Origin of the sequence: Rhodococcus sp. IEGM 1406 (assembly GCF_030056745.1) — a bacterium.
Taxonomy (GTDB): Bacteria; Actinomycetota; Actinomycetes; order Mycobacteriales; family Mycobacteriaceae; genus Rhodococcus_F; species Rhodococcus_F erythropolis.
Genome location: NZ_JASHKO010000001.1, coordinates 1143147 through 1160581 on the forward strand (window position 1 = coordinate 1143147; position 17435 = coordinate 1160581).

The 17435-nt window shown below is 64.1% G+C and carries 16 protein-coding genes; 11 read left to right on the plus strand and 5 right to left on the minus strand.

The window, feature by feature from the left end; genetic code table 11:
- Position 1 precedes the first annotated feature (1 nt).
- A complete protein-coding gene (locus tag QM596_RS05550; RefSeq protein ID WP_283308339.1) occupies positions 2–979 on the minus strand; it encodes a Dyp-type peroxidase in 978 nt (325 codons plus the stop codon).
- Between the two features lie 250 nt (positions 980–1229).
- Here QM596_RS05550 and purL point away from each other — a divergent pair, with 250 nt between their 5' ends.
- The 9 genes from purL to purM all read left to right on the plus strand — a co-directional run bounded on the left by purL (position 1230) and on the right by purM (position 11542).
- The gene (gene purL / locus QM596_RS05555) at positions 1230–3518 is read left to right on the plus strand and encodes a phosphoribosylformylglycinamidine synthase subunit PurL (RefSeq protein ID WP_019745104.1); all 2289 of its coding nucleotides are present in this window, start codon (positions 1230–1232) and stop codon (positions 3516–3518) included.
- Positions 3519–3521: 3 nt separating this feature from the next.
- The gene (locus QM596_RS05560; protein ID WP_020970624.1) at positions 3522–5306 is read left to right on the plus strand and encodes an alpha/beta hydrolase; all 1785 of its coding nucleotides are present in this window, start codon (positions 3522–3524) and stop codon (positions 5304–5306) included.
- Positions 5303–5959: a CPBP family intramembrane glutamic endopeptidase gene (locus tag QM596_RS05565; RefSeq protein ID WP_084324887.1), complete on the plus strand. Its 657-nt coding sequence runs from the start codon at positions 5303–5305 to the stop codon at positions 5957–5959. Before QM596_RS05560 ends, QM596_RS05565 begins: the two co-directional genes overlap by 4 nt.
- Positions 5959–6348 carry a sterol carrier family protein gene (locus QM596_RS05570; protein ID WP_003939745.1) on the plus strand — a complete coding sequence of 130 codons (390 nt, stop codon included), beginning with the start codon at positions 5959–5961 and terminating at the stop codon, positions 6346–6348. The genes QM596_RS05565 and QM596_RS05570 overlap by 1 nt, the downstream gene beginning before the upstream one ends.
- A gap of 126 nt (positions 6349–6474) precedes the next feature.
- Positions 6475–8052 carry an amidophosphoribosyltransferase gene (gene purF, locus QM596_RS05575; protein WP_003940541.1) on the plus strand — a complete coding sequence of 526 codons (1578 nt, stop codon included), beginning with the start codon at positions 6475–6477 and terminating at the stop codon, positions 8050–8052.
- A 153-nt stretch (positions 8053–8205) separates the two neighbouring features.
- Positions 8206–8814 carry an AIM24 family protein gene (locus QM596_RS05580; RefSeq protein WP_020970622.1) on the plus strand — a complete coding sequence of 203 codons (609 nt, stop codon included), beginning with the start codon at positions 8206–8208 and terminating at the stop codon, positions 8812–8814.
- A 3-nt stretch (positions 8815–8817) separates the two neighbouring features.
- Positions 8818–9495 carry an AIM24 family protein gene (locus tag QM596_RS05585; protein ID WP_003939918.1) on the plus strand — a complete coding sequence of 226 codons (678 nt, stop codon included), beginning with the start codon at positions 8818–8820 and terminating at the stop codon, positions 9493–9495.
- Between the two features lie 13 nt (positions 9496–9508).
- Entirely contained in the window at positions 9509–10255 is a 747-nt protein-coding gene (locus tag QM596_RS05590; protein WP_283308341.1) for an AIM24 family protein, read from the plus strand.
- Between the two features lie 207 nt (positions 10256–10462).
- Positions 10463–11542: a phosphoribosylformylglycinamidine cyclo-ligase gene (gene purM / locus QM596_RS05595; RefSeq protein WP_003940225.1), complete on the plus strand. Its 1080-nt coding sequence runs from the start codon at positions 10463–10465 to the stop codon at positions 11540–11542.
- A gap of 150 nt (positions 11543–11692) precedes the next feature.
- Here purM and QM596_RS05600 read toward each other — a convergent pair whose 3' ends face one another.
- The 4 genes from QM596_RS05600 to ygfZ all read right to left on the minus strand — a co-directional run bounded on the left by QM596_RS05600 (position 11693) and on the right by ygfZ (position 14835).
- The gene (locus QM596_RS05600) at positions 11693–11896 is read right to left on the minus strand and encodes a DUF3073 domain-containing protein (RefSeq protein WP_003940337.1); all 204 of its coding nucleotides are present in this window, start codon (positions 11894–11896) and stop codon (positions 11693–11695) included.
- Between the two features lie 202 nt (positions 11897–12098).
- Positions 12099–13052 (minus strand): asparaginase, encoded by a 954-nt coding sequence (locus QM596_RS05605; RefSeq protein ID WP_003940365.1) that lies wholly within the window; start codon positions 13050–13052, stop codon positions 12099–12101.
- Positions 13049–13717 (minus strand): MOSC domain-containing protein, encoded by a 669-nt coding sequence (locus tag QM596_RS05610; protein WP_411742458.1) that lies wholly within the window; start codon positions 13715–13717, stop codon positions 13049–13051. Before QM596_RS05610 ends, QM596_RS05605 begins: the two co-directional genes overlap by 4 nt.
- On the minus strand, positions 13714–14835 hold the full coding sequence (gene ygfZ / locus QM596_RS05615; RefSeq protein WP_283308344.1) for a CAF17-like 4Fe-4S cluster assembly/insertion protein YgfZ: 1122 nt from the start codon (positions 14833–14835) through the stop codon (positions 13714–13716). Before ygfZ ends, QM596_RS05610 begins: the two co-directional genes overlap by 4 nt.
- A 79-nt stretch (positions 14836–14914) precedes the next feature.
- Here ygfZ and QM596_RS05620 point away from each other — a divergent pair, with 79 nt between their 5' ends.
- Both QM596_RS05620 and QM596_RS05625 read left to right on the plus strand, forming a co-directional pair.
- Positions 14915–15778, plus strand: coding sequence for an aminodeoxychorismate lyase (locus QM596_RS05620; RefSeq protein ID WP_019745097.1), 864 nt, complete (start codon positions 14915–14917; stop codon positions 15776–15778).
- A gap of 154 nt (positions 15779–15932) precedes the next feature.
- The gene (locus tag QM596_RS05625) at positions 15933–17432 is read left to right on the plus strand and encodes a cytochrome ubiquinol oxidase subunit I (protein WP_019745096.1); all 1500 of its coding nucleotides are present in this window, start codon (positions 15933–15935) and stop codon (positions 17430–17432) included.
- Positions 17433–17435 lie beyond the last annotated feature (3 nt).

Here is a 17435-nt window from a genome sequence, read left to right on the forward strand (position 1 = left end):
GTTAAAGTGCTGAGAGCCCGGCGGGTGCGGCCGGGAGACCCTCGAAGAAGTCGGCGCTCGGTGTGAAGAACATCGAGCCCGTCACGGCCGTCGAGAAGTCGAGTAGTCGGTCGTAGTTGCCGCGGGGGTCGCCGAGAAACATGTTCTCCAGCATCCGTTCGGTGATCGCAGGCGTGCGGCAGTAGCCGATGAAATAGGTGCCGATCTCGTCGTCACCGAGGCGCCCGTACGGCATGTTGGCACGCAGGATCTCTAGAGCCTTGCCGTTCTCGTCCTTGATCGCGTTGAGCGCGACGTGCGAGTTGGCCGGCTTCACGTCGGACGTCATCTCGATGTCCTCGAGCTTGCTGCGCCCGATCACACGCTCCTGCTCGTCGACGGTGATTGCTTCCCAATCGCGCATCTTGTGGATGTAGCGCTGGATATGGACGTAGCTGCCGCCGGTGAACGCAGGATCCTCGTCGCCGACCGTCACTGCGGCGACGGCGTCGCGGCCGACCGGATTCTCGGTGCCGTCGACGAAGCCGATGAGGTCGCGGTTCTCGAAGTACTGGAAGCCGTGAACCTCGTCGACCACCGTGGCCGCGCCGTGCAGTCGCTTCGTGATCTGCCGAGCCACCTCGAAACACGCGTCCATGCTCATCGCGCGGATGTGGAAGAGCAGATCACCGGGAGTCGACGGCGCCGAGTGAACGTCACCCTGCAAAGCGGTGAACGGGTGCAGCAGCGCAGGGCGCTGACCGGCGAACAGTCGATCCCAGGCCAGCGAACCGATGCTCGTCACGACGTCCAAACCCGATCCAGGGACACGCAGCCCCACAGCCCGCTGCAGACCGGCGACATCGGCGAGCAGTTCTCGTGTGGTGTTCTCGCCACCCGGATTCACGGTCGCGACCAGGAAAATTGCAGCCGGAGTGAGGGGAGTGGTCACCGACTGGGACTGTGCCGTGAGGTCGGCTTGACGAACATCCTGGGGCATGCGAGACCTTTCGAGGGAAAGAATGAACCGGCCTGACCTTAAGAAAACCGACCGGATTACCCAAACCGGGGTGGGTGTGACGGGCGATACTTCGCAGGCCCGGAGGTGTTGCGGGTGCTGCCGTCTGCGGAAGTCGTCGGCCCACACCGATAGACTGTCCCCCGGCACGTTCTTTCGTTGGGCACATTCGTGGTGTCCCGCTCCGCGCCGGCTTGCCTCTTGACTCCCGTAGGGAAGGGACCACTCTCCAGTGTCTGCTCACCAGGTCGATACCGTCACGCACGCATCGGCTGATCCCGATGCCGCTCAGCCGTTCAAGGAGCTCGGTCTCAAGGACGACGAATACGCACGCATCAAGGAGATCCTGGGCCGCCGTCCCACGGACGCCGAACTGGCGATGTACTCGGTGATGTGGAGCGAGCACTGCTCGTACAAGTCCTCGAAGGTCCACCTCGGATACTTCGGCAAGACCACCACCGACGAGATGCGCGCCAACATGCTGGCCGGTATCGGCGAGAACGCCGGCGTCGTCGACATCGGTGACGGCTGGGCAGTCACGTTCAAGGTCGAGAGCCACAACCACCCGTCGTACGTCGAGCCCTACCAGGGTGCGGCAACCGGTGTCGGCGGCATCGTCCGCGACATCATGGCCATGGGTGCTCGTCCGATCGCCGTCATGGATCAGCTTCGGTTCGGTGCTGCCGACGCCCCCGATACCCGTCGCGTCGTCGACGGTGTCGTGCGTGGTGTCGGTGGATACGGAAACTCCCTCGGCCTCCCCAACATCGGCGGCGAGACGGTCTTCGACGAGTCCTACGCAGGCAACCCGCTGGTCAACGCACTGGCAGCCGGCGTCATGCGCGTCGAGGATCTGCATCTGGCCTTCGCTTCGGGTGCAGGCAACAAGATCATCCTGTTCGGCGCACGCACCGGTCTCGACGGCATCGGCGGCGTCTCGGTCCTTGCGTCGGCGACGTTCGACGACGAGGGTGGAGACACCGGCGGACGTAAGAAGCTGCCCGCGGTTCAGGTTGGCGACCCGTTCACCGAGAAGGTGCTCATCGAGTGCTGTCTCGACCTTTACAAGGCCGGCCTCGTTGTCGGTATCCAGGACCTCGGCGGCGCCGGACTGTCCTGCGCCACCTCCGAGTTGGCTGCAGCGGGTGACGGCGGCATGCACATCAACCTCGAGAAGGTTCCGATGCGCGCCACCGGCATGACCCCCGCCGAGGTGCTCTCGAGCGAATCGCAGGAGCGCATGTGCGCCGTGGTCACTCCCGAGAACGTCGATGCGTTCATGGAGGTCTGCAAGAAGTGGGACGTCCTGGCCACCGACATCGGCGAGGTCACCGACGGTGAGCACCTCACCATCTCCTGGCACGGCGAGACCGTCGTCGACGTTCCCCCGCGCACCGTCGCTCACGAGGGCCCGGTCTACAACCGTCCCGTCGAGCGCCCGGCAAGCCAGGACGCGTTGATCGCGAACACGACCGCCGGACTGAAGCGTCCCGAAACCGACGCCGAGCTCGAAGCGACCCTGCTGAAGATGATCGCCTCGCCTGCCCTGTGCAGCCGCAAGTGGATCACCGAGCAGTACGACCGCTACGTCCGCGGTAACACCGTCCTGGCCGAGAACGCCGACGGCGGTGTCATCCGCATCGACGAGAAGACCGGACGCGGAATCGCACTGTCCACCGACGCTTCGGGCCGCTACACCGCGCTCGATCCGTACACCGGCGCGCAGCTCGCATTGGCCGAGGCTTTCCGCAACGTGGCAGTCACGGGCGCAACGCCCAAGGCCGTCTCCAACTGCTTGAACTTCGGTTCGCCCGAGGACCCGGGTGTCATGTGGCAGTTCCAGCAGGCTGTTCGCGGCCTCGCCGACGGCTGCGCCACCCTCGGCATCCCCGTCACCGGCGGCAACGTCAGCTTCTACAACCAGACCGGATCCACGGCCATCCTGCCGACGCCGGTGGTTGCCGTCCTCGGTGTGATCGACGACGTTCACCGCCGTATCCCGACGGGCCTCGGACTCGAGCCTGGCGAGACGCTGATCCTGCTCGGCGACACCCACGACGAGTTCGACGGTTCCATCTGGTCGCAGGTCGAGCACGGTCACCTCGGTGGCGTGCCGCCGAAGGTCGACCTCGCCCGGGAGCAGCTGCTTGCGGACATCCTGCTCGCCTCCTCGCGTGACGGACTGGTCACCGCAGCTCACGACCTCTCCGAGGGTGGACTGGCCCAGGCTGTCGTCGAAGCCGCGCTGGCCGGTGAAACCGGTTGCCGCATCCTGATTCCCGAGGGCGCAGATCCGTTCGTGACCCTGTTCTCGGAATCGTCCGGACGCGTCCTGGTTGCGGTTCCTCGCACCGAGGAGACCCGCTTCACCGGTATGTGCACCGCTCGCGGCTTGCCGTGGACGCGTATCGGGGTCGTCGACGAGGGCAGCGACTCCGTCGAGGTCCAGGGACACTTCTCCGTCACGATGGCCAAGCTCCGTGAGGCCTTCGAGGGAACGCTGCCCGCACTGTTCGGGTGATAGATGGTCGATTCCGGAGAACTGACTTCTTCTGACAGCCAGCCGCAGGAACACCACCTGCGGCTGGCTGTTCCCGCATCTCTCGAGAAGTTCGACAACCGCTTCACCGAGTGGGCGTGGGGGCTCCTCAAACTCGACTTCACCGGCATCGCGTTTGCCGCGTTCTTCTTCTGCTGGTCTCTGACGCCGTCGTTGCTGCCGCGCGATTGGCTCTTCCAAGGTCTGATCGGCGGCATCAACTCGGCCATCGGCTACGGCGTCGGCACCGCGATCGGTTGGGCTGTGGAGCGATACCTGCTCAGCGGTCGACGGTGGTGGCCCCTGCCCGAGCCGGTGCCTTCCGCGATCAAGGTCTTCGTACCGGTCGCATCCATCGTCGCGGCGATCATCATGTTGGTCTACGCCGCCGGGTGGCAACGCGAAATTGCGGCGCTGACCGACGCCGAAGGCACGACCACCTCCGGCTACATCCGAACCCTCGGATTGAGCCTCTTCATCGGCGGCCTGCTCATCTCGATCTGGCGGGTCCTCCACGATCTGGTGAAACTGATTGCCCGACAGCTGATGCGGCGGTTCCACTGGTCGCGGTCTGTGGCCAATGGTGTCGGCGTCCTGGTTGTCACCGTCCTGTTCTTCATGTTGGTCGACGGCGTCCTCGTCCGCGGAATCTATGCCGCGACCAACTCGATCTTCAGTCTGCAGAACTCGACCACTCGAGACGGCGTCGTCGAACCGCAGGATCCGATGAAATCGGGCAGCCCCGAATCTGCTGCTCCCTGGGACACATTGGGGTTCGAGGGGCGCAACTTCGTCTCGCGTGGACTGGACGCCCAGGAACTCGAAGCGGCAACCGGTAACCCTGCGATGGATCCGATTCGCGTGTATGCCGGACTCGAAAGCGCCGAAGATCCCGAAGAGCGTATGGATCTGGTCATCAAGGAACTGGAGCGAACCGGCGCCTTCCAACGCAAGGTCCTCGTGGTCATTCCGACGACAGGTACAGGGTGGGTCAATCCCACTGCGGCACAGGCAATCGAGCTTGTACATGGCGGCGACACTGCTCTCGTCGCCAGCCAGTACTCGTACCTGCCGAGTTGGATCTCGTTCCTCGCAGACCAGGAGAAGGCGCAAGCTGCCGGTCGCCTGTTGATCGAGCGGGTACACGAAAGATGGCTTCAGGAACCGGAAGCCACCAGGCCGAAGTTCATGGTCTACGGCGAGAGCCTCGGCGTCATGGCCGGCGCGGGGGCATTCGACACACTGCAAGCGGCGCGCGATACCGCCGACGGAATTCTGTGGGTAGGTCCACCGAACGCGACGCAGTTGTGGCGTTCGATCGAGAAGAGGCGCGATCCCGGCACTCCCGAAGTGGCGCCCGTGTACGCGGACGGTCTGGCCGGAGTCCGGTTCGCGGATCGCTCCGAAGACATCCCGACCGACGGTATGACGTGGCCGCAGCCGCGAGTTCTGTTTGTCCAGCATCCTTCCGATCCGGTGGTGTGGTGGTCACCCGACCTCATGTTCAACCGGCCCGAGTGGCTCAAGGAAGTACCGGGATTCGACCGCTCACCGTCGATGAAATGGTTCCCGGTCGTGACGTTCTGGCAGGTGTCTGCAGACCTCGGTAACGCCGCGGGAGTTCCGGACGGTCACGGTCACAATTACGGAACCTCCGTTCTGGACGCCTGGATCAGCGTCGCCCAGCCCGAGGGATGGACGGCCGCAGAAACCGAGCGGGTGCGGTCGGCGTTGGTTGTCGCCGTGAAATCCGAGGGCCCCGAGAAGTGAGGGGAGTCGCCTCGATCGCGCTCTCCGCCGCCGCGATCACCTGGAGCAACGTCGTGCTTCCGGCATTCGGTCTTTCGCCTCGCGCTCGCGCCGTGGTCAACACCGCAGCCGGTCTGTCGGCCATCGGAGTCTTACTCGCACGTGGTTACACCCGCGAGGAACTCGGATTGGCACACACCGGAATTCGTGGTGGTGCCCAGTTCGGCGGAGCCGCGGCCGGGGCGGTCCTCACCGGCTACAGCGCCGCTCTGGTTGTCCCGTCCTTGCGTGCGACACTCGCTGCCGACGAGCGAGCAGACGGCCGTGAGGACTTCCTCGAATGGATCATCTTGCACATCCCCTTCGGCACGGTGTTTTCCGAGGAACTGTTGTTCCGTAGCGCGATGTCCGCAGTCTGGAATCGTGAGCTGAACCGTCCCACCGCGCAGGCTGTTCATGCACTGACTTTCGGGTTGTGGCACGTTGCCCCCGCCCGCGGTGCCGGCGACAACGTTCCCGCTGCAGTGGCATTCACCGGCGCGTCGGCATTGCTGTTCGAGTGGCTGCATCGCAGGGGCGGCAGTGTCCTCGCACCGGCATTGCTGCACCTTGCGACCAATGCCGGTGGGGCACTTGCCGTTCGTATCGCTACTCGAAGACAGGGAGTGAACTGATGCCGCCTCGCCGCGCCGTCGACCCCGCCGAATTCCGTGCCGCCGTCCTGGCTGTCGGCCCGTGGCTTCGCGATCCGGAACTTCCGAAGCCTTCTCGCGCTGAACTCGGCGCCGCAGTGAAGATGAGTGCGCGCACTCTCGAACAGATCGCCCCAGGATCGAGCGTCGAGGTGCGGGTGCCGCCGTTTGTCGCCGTGCAATGCATCGAAGGTCCACGCCATACGCGCGGAACCCCGCCAAACGTCGTCGAGACGGACGCTCGCACGTGGTTGCAGATGGTCACCGGACTGCTCGAGTTTTCCGAGGCCGCAGGTGACGGGCGAGTCGACGCCTCAGGTAGCCGCGCCCCCGAAATTGCGCACTGGCTCCCACTGCTCCGGTTGGCGTAGTGACAGAGACCATCCGGTTCGCTTCGGCGTGATCTGAGGCCCAAGGCTGCCCTCAGGGGAAGTGTGTCCCAAAATGGCCGTAGACTGTGGAGGCCCCCCAACCCCTGCCCACAAAGGGAGCGCCCGGTGACTCGTGCCGATCTGTCGGTCAACAGTCCAAATCTCCTCGCTTCGAACCCGTCCGACGAGGACGAGAACGAGCCCCGCGAAGAATGCGGTGTATTCGGCGTCTGGGCGCCGGGAGAGGATGTGGCGAAGCTCACTTATTACGGCCTGTACGCACTTCAGCACCGTGGTCAAGAAGCTGCCGGCATTGCGGTAGCCGACGGCTCCCAGGTGTTGGTGTTCAAGGATCTCGGCCTGGTCAGCCAGGTATTCGACGAGCAGACTCTCGCAGCGATGCCAGGACATGTCGCCGTCGGACATTGCCGTTACTCCACCACCGGTTCCACGACGTGGGAGAACGCGCAGCCCATCTTCCGTACGACCACTGCCGGTACCGGCATCGCGCTCGGCCACAACGGCAACCTGGTCAACACCGCTGAACTCGCGAGCCGCACCCGTGCCGCCGGCCTGGTCAACGACAAGCGCCCCAATGCCGCGACTTCCGACTCCGACCTCATCGGTGGTCTCCTGGCACACGCTGCCGGCGACAGCACCATCGAACAGGCCGCGATGGAATTGCTTCCCACGTTGGAGGGCGCGTTCTGCCTCACCTTCATGGACGAGCACACGCTGTACGCAGCGCGCGATCCGCACGGCATCCGCCCGCTCTGCCTCGGTCGACTCGACCGCGGTTGGGTAGTCGCCAGCGAGACCGCAGCCCTCGACATCGTCGGCGCGTCGTTCGTTCGCGACATCGAACCCGGTGAGCTTCTCGCGATCGACGCAGACGGCGTCCGCTCCTCGCGTTTCGCGAACCCGACTCCCAAGGGTTGTGTCTTCGAGTACGTCTACCTCGCGCGTCCCGACAGCGTCATCGGTGGCCGTTCGGTCCACTCGACCCGCGTCGAGATCGGCCGTCTGCTCGCCAGCGAGCACCCCGCCGAAGGCGATCTGGTCATCCCCGTTCCCGAGTCCGGCACCCCCGCCGCCGTCGGGTACGCCCAGGGTTCGGGCATTCCTTACGGCCAGGGTTTGATGAAGAACGCTTACGTCGGCCGTACCTTCATCCAGCCGTCGCAGACGATCCGTCAGCTCGGTATCAGGCTCAAGCTCAACCCGCTCAAGGAAGTCATCCGCGGCAAGCGGCTTGTGGTGGTGGACGATTCGATCGTCCGCGGTAACACTCAGCGTGCGCTCATCCGGATGCTCCGCGAAGCCGGCGCCCTCGAAATTCACGTCCGTATCGCCTCGCCGCCGGTCAAGTGGCCCTGCTTCTACGGCATCGACTTCGCCTCACCGGCCGAATTGATTGCCAACGGAGCAGGCGGACAGGACGCGACGTTCGAGGAAATGCTCGACGGTGTGCGTCGTTCCATCGGAGCGGACACGCTCGGATACATCTCCACCGAAGGCATGATCGCCGCGACCGAGCAGCCGGCCAGCCGTCTGTGCGCCGCCTGCTTCGACGGGACCTACCCGATCGCGCTTCCCAAGGAAACGTCGATCGGCAAGAACGTCCTCGAGGGGATGCTCGAGAGCACCGCAGGTTCGACGGCCACTCGCGACAACGACAACGCGAGCGCGCTCAGCCGCCCCTGAACACCGAAAGCTGCAAAGCGCCGAAAATCGATAGCCGAGAATCTGCCGTCCACAACATGTGGGCGGCAGATTTTCTGTTCCACGACTTTCCGTTCGACGACACGGCATACGTCGTGAGCATCTGGCATAGTGCCCTCCGTGGCGCAACTGAGAATGGATGGGCACCGGGTACTGGTCGCAGACCTGGTGGGGGACACCATCAAAGCGATCAACGGTTCGATGGTGGCGTACGAGGGTGCGATCACCTTCAAGAACGCCGGTATGGGCGGTGGCGGAGGGTTACGTGCCGCGCTGAAACAGAAGGCGGCAGGTGAATCACTGTCCCTGATGGAAGTCAGCGGACAAGGCACCGTCTACTTCGCGGTCGACGCCCAGGACATCACGATCATCGAACTCGACAACGACGCTCTGCACGTGGAAGCGTCACAGTTGCTCGCACTGGTCGGACAGCTGCGAACCGATGTGAAATTTGCCGGCCTCCGCGGCGCAGGTTCCGGACAGGGCTTGTTCACGACGGTCGTCAGCGGCACCGGTCTGGTGGCCGTGCTGTCGAAGGGCGGACCGATCATCGCGCTCGAAGTCAGCCCGCAGTATCCGCTGGTTGCCGATCCCGACGCATTCGTCGCTCACCGCGGCCAGCTCAACCAGAGCTTCGTCACCGACGTCACCTGGCGCTCCGCGATCGGCGGTGGCAGCGGTGAAGCGTTCTCGCTGCGATTCGACGGATCCGGAGTCGTCTACATCCAGCCCGAGGAGCGCTGAACCATGCCGTTGGAATTGGTGAACAGCAAGGTCGTCAAGTCGACCCTCGCGCCTGGCCAGAACGTGCTCGCCCGCACCGGGTCGATGCTCTACTACACCGGTGACGTCCGCTTCATCCCGCACAGCATGGGCGGTGGGCCAGGCGCCATGCCGAACATGGGCGGTATCGCCGGGATGGCCGGCCGCATGATGTCCGGCGAGCATGCACGCATGATGGCGGCCGAGGGAAACGGTGAGGTCTTCTACGGGCACGCCGGTTTGTATGTCGAGGTCATCCACCTCGACGGTTCGTCGATGCTCACCGTCGAAGCCGACCGACTCCTCGCACACGACGGTTACCTCCAGAGTTCGATAGTCGCTCTCACGTCGCAGGGCGGTGTGCGCGGAGCGGTACGCGGAGCGATGACCGGTCAAGGGCTGTTCACGACGCAGTTGCACGGACAGGGAAGCGTCGCGGTTCTCTCGCACGGGGGCGCGATTCCGTTGCAGGTCGGTCCGAACAATCCTCAGGTCGTCGTCGACCCGCAGGCATACGTGTGCCACATCGGTCAGATCAACGTCGACATCTCCGCGAACGTCGGCTGGCGCGAGGCCGTCGGCAAGGGCTCGGGGGAGTCCATCCAGCTGAAGATGACCGGCGCCGGCACCGTCTGGGTCCAGGCGTCCGAGCAGAAGTTCTGAGAGGGCAAAGAGCATGGGTATCGAAATTCACAATCCGGCAACTCTGCCCGCCAACGACAACGTCCCGGGCAACGACTACGCCTTCTGCGTCGAGATGGCCGGACAACCGTGGTTCACGTCCAAGGGCGCGATGATCGCGTACTACGGAAACATCAACTTCGAGCCGCTCGGGCGCACGAGCATGACGGCGATCGTCGCGGCCAGGTTCTCTTCGCCGCTCTACGCGGACGACTGGGTGCTCGCCCAGGGGCAGGGCAAGTTGATCCTCGGCGACCGCGGATTCAACATCAATTCCTACGACCTCGACGACGGCAACCTCACGATTCGCGCGGCCAATCTCCTCGCCTTCGAGACGAGCCTGGACCTCAAACAGTCCATCGTCCCAGGCTTTTTGACGCTGCTGGGAACGGGCAAGTTCCTGGCGTCGTCCAACGGCCCGGTCATGTTCGCGGAGCCGCCGCTGCGCATCGACCCAAAGGCGTTGGTGGGTTGGGCCGACTGCCCGTCGCCGTCCCATCACTTCGATGCGGACTGGATGCAGAGCTTCCTGGGCGCGGTTCGGGGAAGCATGTTCGGCGCGAATACCGGTGAAGAACGCCAGTTCGATTTCACCGGAGCCGGCACGGTGCTGATCCAGTCGAGCGAGAAGGTCGTCCACGACGGGCACCTCCTCAAACACATCGAATCCGAGACCGTTGCACTCGGGCAGAACAGTCTGCGAGCGCTGCACTCCTCGATCGGTGCGCGGCTGCAGAACTGACGTCTCGGGGTACGCGAGGTCTCACCGAGGGGGCCGGTCCGGTAGCGTATGGGCGTAATCGTCGGTATTTGTGTGCGCGCTCTGGGTCTCGAGTCGAACGATCCATCTCGCGTCACGAGGATTGCAAACACTTCACATTGCAAGACCACTTACCTGTGCACGAGCAATACGTGCTCGCGAGAAATACAAGGCTGGAGTAGTAACCCGATGACCGAGGACAGTCACCGCACCGCAGGCGCCTCCTACGCGGCAGCAGGAGTCGATATCGCCGCAGGCGACCGGGCGGTGGAACTCTTCGCCCCTCTGGCCAAGAAGGCCAGCCGCCCCGAGGTCATGGGTGGCCTCGGTGGTTTCGCCGGCTTGTTCTCCCTCAAGGGTGACTACAAGGAGCCGCTGCTCGCCGCATCGACCGACGGCGTCGGAACCAAGCTCGCTGTCGCGCAGGCGATGGACAAGCACGACACGGTCGGACTCGACCTCGTCGCCATGGTTGTCGACGACCTCGTCGTCTGTGGCGCCGAGCCGCTGTTCCTTCAGGACTACATCGCTGTCGGCCGGGTCATCCCCGAGCGCGTCGCGGAATTGGTCAGCGGCATCGCCGAGGGCTGCATCCAGGCCGGTTGCGCTCTCCTCGGAGGCGAGACCGCCGAGCACCCCGGCATCATGGCTGACGGTGACTACGACCTCTCCGCCACCGGCGTCGGTGTCGTGGAGGCCGAGAAGCTGCTCGGACCGGACCGCGTTCGCCCCGGCGACGTCGTCATCGCCATGGGCTCGTCGGGACTTCACTCCAACGGTTACTCGCTGGCCCGCAAGGTCCTGCTCGAGATCGACCGCATGAACCTGAGCGCACACGTCGACGAGTTCGGCCGCACGCTCGGTGAAGAACTGCTCGAGCCCACCAAGATCTACGCCAAGGACTGCCTGGCACTCGCTGCCGAGACCGACGTGCGCACGTTCTGCCACGTCACGGGTGGCGGCCTTGCCAACAACCTCGCGCGCGTCATGCCCAAGGGCTTGGTCGCCGAACTCGATCGCGGAACCTGGAGCCCCGCTCCGGTGTTCGCGATGATCGCGCAGCGCGGACGCGTCGAGCGCGCCGAGATGGAGCAGACCTTCAACATGGGCGTCGGCATGGTTGCCGTCGTGGCGCCCGAGGACGTCGACCGCGCACTTGCCGTCCTGACTGCACGCCACATCGACTGCTGGACGCTCGGTAGCGTCAAGAAGGCGTCGGACGCCGCTGCAGAGCGTGCGTTCCTGGCCGGAGACCACCCGCGCTTCTAGACCGCAACGTCAGCTGCCCCATCGGAGAGATCCGGTGGGGCAGTTTTGTGTGTCCATACAAGCAGGCGCGAGGCAGAAAATGGAACGCAAAAATGAGGAAGAGCGATCAGCTCTTCCTCATTTCACAGTCTGCGCGATGGCAGTGCGCGGTCAACGCCGCCAGTCGTCGTAGTCGTCCTCTCGCGCATGCCCTTCCCTATCGGAAGTCTGGTCCGATCGGACACTGCTCCGATGCGAGTTGGTCGATCCACCTGCGAGCTCTCTTTGCAGGCTGTCGAAATCCGTGGTCGGTACGCTGTATTTCAATTCGCGTGCAACCTTGGTCTGCTTTGCCTTAGCCCGGCCGCGGCCCATGGCTGACCCCCTCGCGCTTTCGCGGGGCGGCCTGGGGAATTTGGCGGCCCCGTTTGAGTGTGTAAGTTTCCTGACACACACTCTAGCGTGGAAAAGTCGCTTCCGCTTCCACGAACGCCTCACCGCCGTGTCTGATTGCTCTCACTATGGCCGCGAGCTGCCAGGATGCTGAAAGAACTCGTCAGAACTTTGTGAGAACTGCTCAGAAGTTTCCGGGAATTGCGCGAATCGTCCCCACTCGGGCGTCCCCGCCGAAGACCGGAGCGGATGCGAGAGCCGCCAATTCCTCGGTCCACTCGGTGTTCATTCGCTTGAGCAGAGCTGCCGCCAATGGCAGGAGCGCCCGCTCGTGGCCGTCGTCGATCTTGAGGGCGAAAGCGGAACCGTCGGGAAGCGCTCCGGCGTAGATGCCGTCGTATCCGGTCTTGGAGAACAGACCCGGCACGGCGGACATCAGGCGCTGATCGTTGCGGCCCGTGCCCGAGACGAGGAAGGGGTTTTCGCGGACCGCGTCGGCCACAGCCCGTTCAGGGGAGTCCGGCTCAGCCGAGGGCAGGCGTCCGAATGCCCGAGCCAGGTTCGTGAGCGAAAGCGGGACGATCGGGAGACCACAACCGTCGATGCCGAGTTCCTGCTCTTCCTCGCCGCTGAGATCGAAGATCGTCTCCTGGATCGCGAGTTGGAGGGGATGGGTCGGCTCCATGTACGTCTCGAGCGGCCAGTCGTTCACGACGCACGTCGCGAGCATCGCGGAGTGCTTGCCCGAGCAGGTCATGTAGATCGGACTGGGAAGTTCGCCCGCTGCGATCAGTTCGGCTCGGGCCAGTTCGTTGCCCGGCAGATCGGAGGGGCACTGCAACTGGTCGACACCGAGTTGGTAGCGCGCGAGAAGCGCGGCGACCAGTTCGATGTGATCGGCCTCGCCCGCATGTGAGGACGACGCGACGGCCAACTCTTCCGGACTGGTGGGTGCAAAGCCGTTACGAAGCGCAGCGACGGCTTGCAGCGGCTTGTTCGCCGAGCGCGGGTAGATGGGTGTGTGAATCTCCCCGAGTCCGACAACGACCTCGCCGTCGGCGCCGAGAATGACGGCCGATCCGCGATGCACGCATTCGCGGAATCCGGAGCGGACCACTTCCACCAATTCGATACTCACGAGTGCACCTGCGCTTCTGCTTGTTCGATGAACCTCTGGACGCGCACGGCGACGTTCGGTGCAAGATCGGTGTGTTCTGCGAGGAGCCGTCGGAGTCTCTCGGGGTCGGTTCCGGCGAAGACCTCTCGAACAGTCACGCCGTGATCCGGTACGTGGACTCGGGTGACCGAGTCGCCCGCGGCGATCGTGCCGGTCCGGTTGACGCGAAGGTATGCGCCGACGTCGGTCCGCTCGGTGAATCTTTTGACCCAGCCCTTTTCCGCGGCCCAGATGCCGAAGGTGCCGCACGGGACGCGGGGAGCGGTTACCTCGAGTTCGAGAACGTCCGACGCCTCGGCTCCGGTGATGTGCCAACGCTCGCCGATCACGGCGTCCGTGACGAGCATTCCGCTGATGTGGAGGTTCTCGCCGAACCACCCCGGGGCGAGCGGTCGGCCCAACTCGTCCGACCATCGCTGCGCTTCGTCGCGCTGATACGCGTAGACAGCTTGGAAGGCGCCGCCGTGGAATTCGGTGTCGCAGACGTAGTCGCCACCCAGACCGAGTCGTCCCACCGCGACGCGGCCGTCGACGGGACGCTTGTCGATCGCGGTCCGGGGGACTCGCCTGACGCCACTGTCACGTTCGGTGTGGACGACGCAGACCGCGTCGACCATGCCCGTCACTTTCCGCGCAATCGGTTGACAGCCTCACGTCCGGCCTGGGGTGCGTCGTCCGCGACGATCGAATCCGGATCGATGGACGCAGCGCTGGGGCCGGCCATCAGTTCGGTGTCGACCGGAATGTTGCGCTTGATCAGAGCGAGCGCGATGGGGCCGAGTTCGTGATGATTGACGACGGTCCCGACACGTCCGACTGCCCGTCCGCCCGCCGTGATCGGGTCACCCGGTTCCGGGACCGCTTCGGCGCTGCCGTCGAGGTGCAACATGACGAGATGGCGCGGGGGCTTGCCGAGATTGTGAACCCGGGCGACGGTTTCCTGACCGCGGTAGCAGCCCTTGTCGAGGTGGACGGCGCCGTGTTCGGCCGGCCCGCCGATCCAGTGGACCTCGTGCGGGATCGTCCGCTCGTCGGTGTCCAGTCCGAGGCGAGGCCTCCTCGCTTCGACGCGGAGCGCCTCGAAGGCCCAACTTCCGGCGGGCTTGGCACCGGCATCGGTCAGCTTGGTCCACCATGCCGCCAGTTGCTCACGTGGGACGAGCAGATCGAAAGAGTCCTCGGTGGGCCACGGCATGCGGCGGACGAACCCGCCGTCGGCCAGCGCGAGAGCGTCGTAGGCATCGGTTGGTGTCTGCACGCCGATCGCGGAGAGGACAGCCGGGGATTCGGGACCGACCAGGCTCAGGACCGCGCGTTCGTTGCCGTCCCGAGGTTCGGCCTTGGACCAGAACACCATCTTCTTCAAGAAGGAGAGGAGGTCGGGTCCGCGGTCGGCTTCGGTGTCGATCCAGGTGACACCGGCCAGGTCCGTCTGCACGAAGTGGTGCTCGACGCGTCCGTTGACATCCAGGCTCAGGTTCTCGGCACTCTTGCCGTCGGGGAGCGCGGCGATGTGCTGGCTCGAAATCGTGTGCAGCCACGTGAGGCGTTCGTCGCCGGGAATGGCGATCACGAATCTGTGACTGCGGTCGACCACCACTGCTGCGCGCTGCGCGGTTCGCTGTTCACCGAGGGGATCGCCGTAGTGCCATGCGACACCGATGTCGGCCGAACCGTCCGGTGCGGTGACCGCGCCGGGGGAAGTCAGAAGTGGGCTGTTGGGCACAAGAGCGTTGTCGACCACAAGACCAGTCTAGGAGTGTGGGCGGGATCGCGGTTACAGGGCGGCCCCGGCGGCTTGGCGGATCGTTAGGGTTGATGGCATGCCTGATCGCGTATTGGTGACTCTCGACCATGAGGTGCTCGATGCTGACGCACCGTTTCTGCACGCCGACGACCTGGCGGTGGTGCGCGGCGACGGAGTCTTCGAGACGCTGTTGGTGCGCGACGGTAGGGCGCGGGTGGTCGAGGGACATCTGAGTCGACTGGTTCTGAGCGCGCGGGCACTGGGTCTGCCCGCCCCCGTTCTCGATGACTGGCGTCTGGCGATCGAGATGGCAGCCGAGGAGTGGGGGACAGAGAAGGAAGGCGCTCTTCGTCTTGTTCTGACCCGCGGCCGTGAGAGCGGTGACAAGCCGACAGCCTTCGTGATGGTCGGTCCGGTGGCTGATCGGGTCAGACAGGTCCGCGAATCGGGGCTGTCGGTGATGACTCTCGAGCGAGGTTTCTCGGTCGATCTCTCTGCCCGGGCACCCTGGCAGCTACTGGGCGCGAAGACGTTGTCCTACGCAACCAACATGGCAGCGCTCCGATATGCGGCGAATTTGGGTGCCGACGATGTGATCTTCGTCAGTTCCGAGGGCAATGTGTTGGAGGGGCCACGCTCGACGGTGGTGATCGTTCGGGACAGGACTTTGATCACACCGCCTCCCGCACAGGGCATTTTGATGGGTACGACGCAGCGTGCTCTGTTCGACGTTGCCGGCAGTGCTCGCTTCGATTGCCGATACGAAACCCTCCGACCTGCGGATTTGATTGCGGCCGACGGAGTGTGGATGGTTTCGAGCGTCACGCTGGCCGCACGCGTCCATACACTCGACGGGCTCGCATTGCCAGAGCCGAAGGTCTCCGAGGAATTCGCGGAATTGGTTGAACGTGCAATTGATTCGGATTCAGCAGGGCGATAGGCGAATAGGAATCGCGACAGGTCTCTACTACATTTGGTAGTAGCAAAGTCCTGCGGTCCAAACCGGACAGCAGTACCGTGTCCGCAGGGGCCGAGCGACTGCCCGCGTCTCGAACCCCGAAGCCTGTCCCAGGGCCCTACTCTCGGAGTAGCCAATGGATACTTTGGACGTCTCCAGGTGGCAGTTCGGTATCACTACCGTCTACCACTTCATCCTTGTTCCGCTGACCATCGGACTTGCACCGATGATCGCGATCATGCAGACGATGTGGGTGGTCACCAAAAAGGACCACTGGTATCGGCTCACCAAGTTTTTCGGCAAGCTCTTTCTCATCAACTTCGCACTCGGTGTAGCCACCGGCATCGTGCAGGAGTTCCAGTTCGGCATGAACTGGAGCGAGTACTCGCGATTCGTCGGCGACGTGTTCGGAGCTCCACTCGCGTTGGAAGGCCTGGTCGCCTTCTTCATGGAGTCCGTCTTCATCGGACTGTGGATCTTCGGTTGGGGCAGGCTTCCCAAACTTGTACACCTGGCGTGCATTTGGCTCGTGGCGATCGGCGTCAACGCGTCGGCGTTCTTCATCATCGCGGCCAACTCGTTCATGCAGCATCCGGTCGGTGCGACGTACAACCCTGAGACGGGTCGTGCCGAACTCACCAGCATCTGGGAGTTGTTGACCAACAACACCGCTCTCGCTGCCTTCCCGCACGCGGTTGCCGGCGCCTTCCTGACGGCGGCGACGTTTGTTGCCGGCATCAGTGGTTGGTGGATGGTGCGGAACATGCGCCGCGCCAAGCAGGCTGAGGCCGCCGAAGCAGAGCGCCTCGAATCCGATGCGCGCACGATGTACCGTCCGGCAACACGATTCGCCTTGCTCGTCATGATCGTGGCCGGAATCGGCATCATCTACACCGGTGACGTCCAAGGCAAGCTCATGTTCCAGCAGCAGCCGATGAAGATGGCGTCGGCAGAGTCGCTGTGCGAGACCGAGATGGATCCCGATTTCTCACTCCTGACCATCGGAACTCACAACAACTGCGACAGCGTGACTCACGTAATAAAGGTGCCATACGCTTTGTCGTGGTTGGCCGAGGGCAAGTTCACCGGCGTCGAACTGCAAGGCGTGAACCAACTGCAGGAGCAGGCGGAGCAGGACTTCGGACCGGGCAACTACCGACCGAATCTCTTTGTCACGTACTGGTCTTTCCGCGCCATGATCGGCCTCGCCGCCGGTTCGGCAGCACTGGCTCTCGCGGGACTGTGGGTCACACGTAAGGGGCGGGTCCCGGACCAAAAGTGGTTCGGAATCCTCAGTCTCGTCGCGATTCCCACTCCGTTCATGGCGAACAGCGCGGGCTGGATCTTCACCGAGATGGGCCGTCAGCCCTGGGTGGTGCATCCCAATCCGACCGGCGTCGACATGATCAGACTGACTGTCGACCAAGGTGTTTCGGACCACGCGTCGGCTACCGTCTGGGCTTCGCTGATCACCTTCACCCTCCTGTACGGAGCGCTGGGTGTTGTCTGGTTCAAGCTGATCGTGCGGTACGCGAAGGAAGGTCCGTTGGAGCACGACATGCATCCACCGGGCGATACGGATCATGACGAGCCGGAAGATCCGGACAAGCCCAAACAACTGTCGTTCGCGTACTAGGAG

Bases quoted from the DNA above. Each gene is read 5' to 3' on its own strand.
- QM596_RS05550 (WP_283308339.1), bottom strand. From the start codon at position 979: ATGCCCCAGGATGTTCGTCAAGCCGACCTCACGGCACAGTCCCAGTCG.
- QM596_RS05560 (WP_020970624.1), top strand. From the start codon at position 3,522: ATGGTCGATTCCGGAGAACTGACTTCTTCTGACAGCCAGCCGCAGGAA.
- QM596_RS05570 (WP_003939745.1), top strand. From the start codon at position 5,959: ATGCCGCCTCGCCGCGCCGTCGACCCCGCCGAATTCCGTGCCGCCGTC.
- QM596_RS05580 (WP_020970622.1), top strand. From the start codon at position 8,206: ATGGATGGGCACCGGGTACTGGTCGCAGACCTGGTGGGGGACACCATC.
- QM596_RS05585 (WP_003939918.1), top strand. From the start codon at position 8,818: ATGCCGTTGGAATTGGTGAACAGCAAGGTCGTCAAGTCGACCCTCGCG.
- QM596_RS05590 (WP_283308341.1), top strand. From the start codon at position 9,509: ATGGGTATCGAAATTCACAATCCGGCAACTCTGCCCGCCAACGACAAC.
- purM (WP_003940225.1), top strand. From the start codon at position 10,463: ATGACCGAGGACAGTCACCGCACCGCAGGCGCCTCCTACGCGGCAGCA.
- QM596_RS05600 (WP_003940337.1), bottom strand. From the start codon at position 11,896: ATGGGCCGCGGCCGGGCTAAGGCAAAGCAGACCAAGGTTGCACGCGAA.
- QM596_RS05620 (WP_019745097.1), top strand. From the start codon at position 14,915: ATGCCTGATCGCGTATTGGTGACTCTCGACCATGAGGTGCTCGATGCT.
- QM596_RS05625 (WP_019745096.1), top strand. From the start codon at position 15,933: ATGGATACTTTGGACGTCTCCAGGTGGCAGTTCGGTATCACTACCGTC.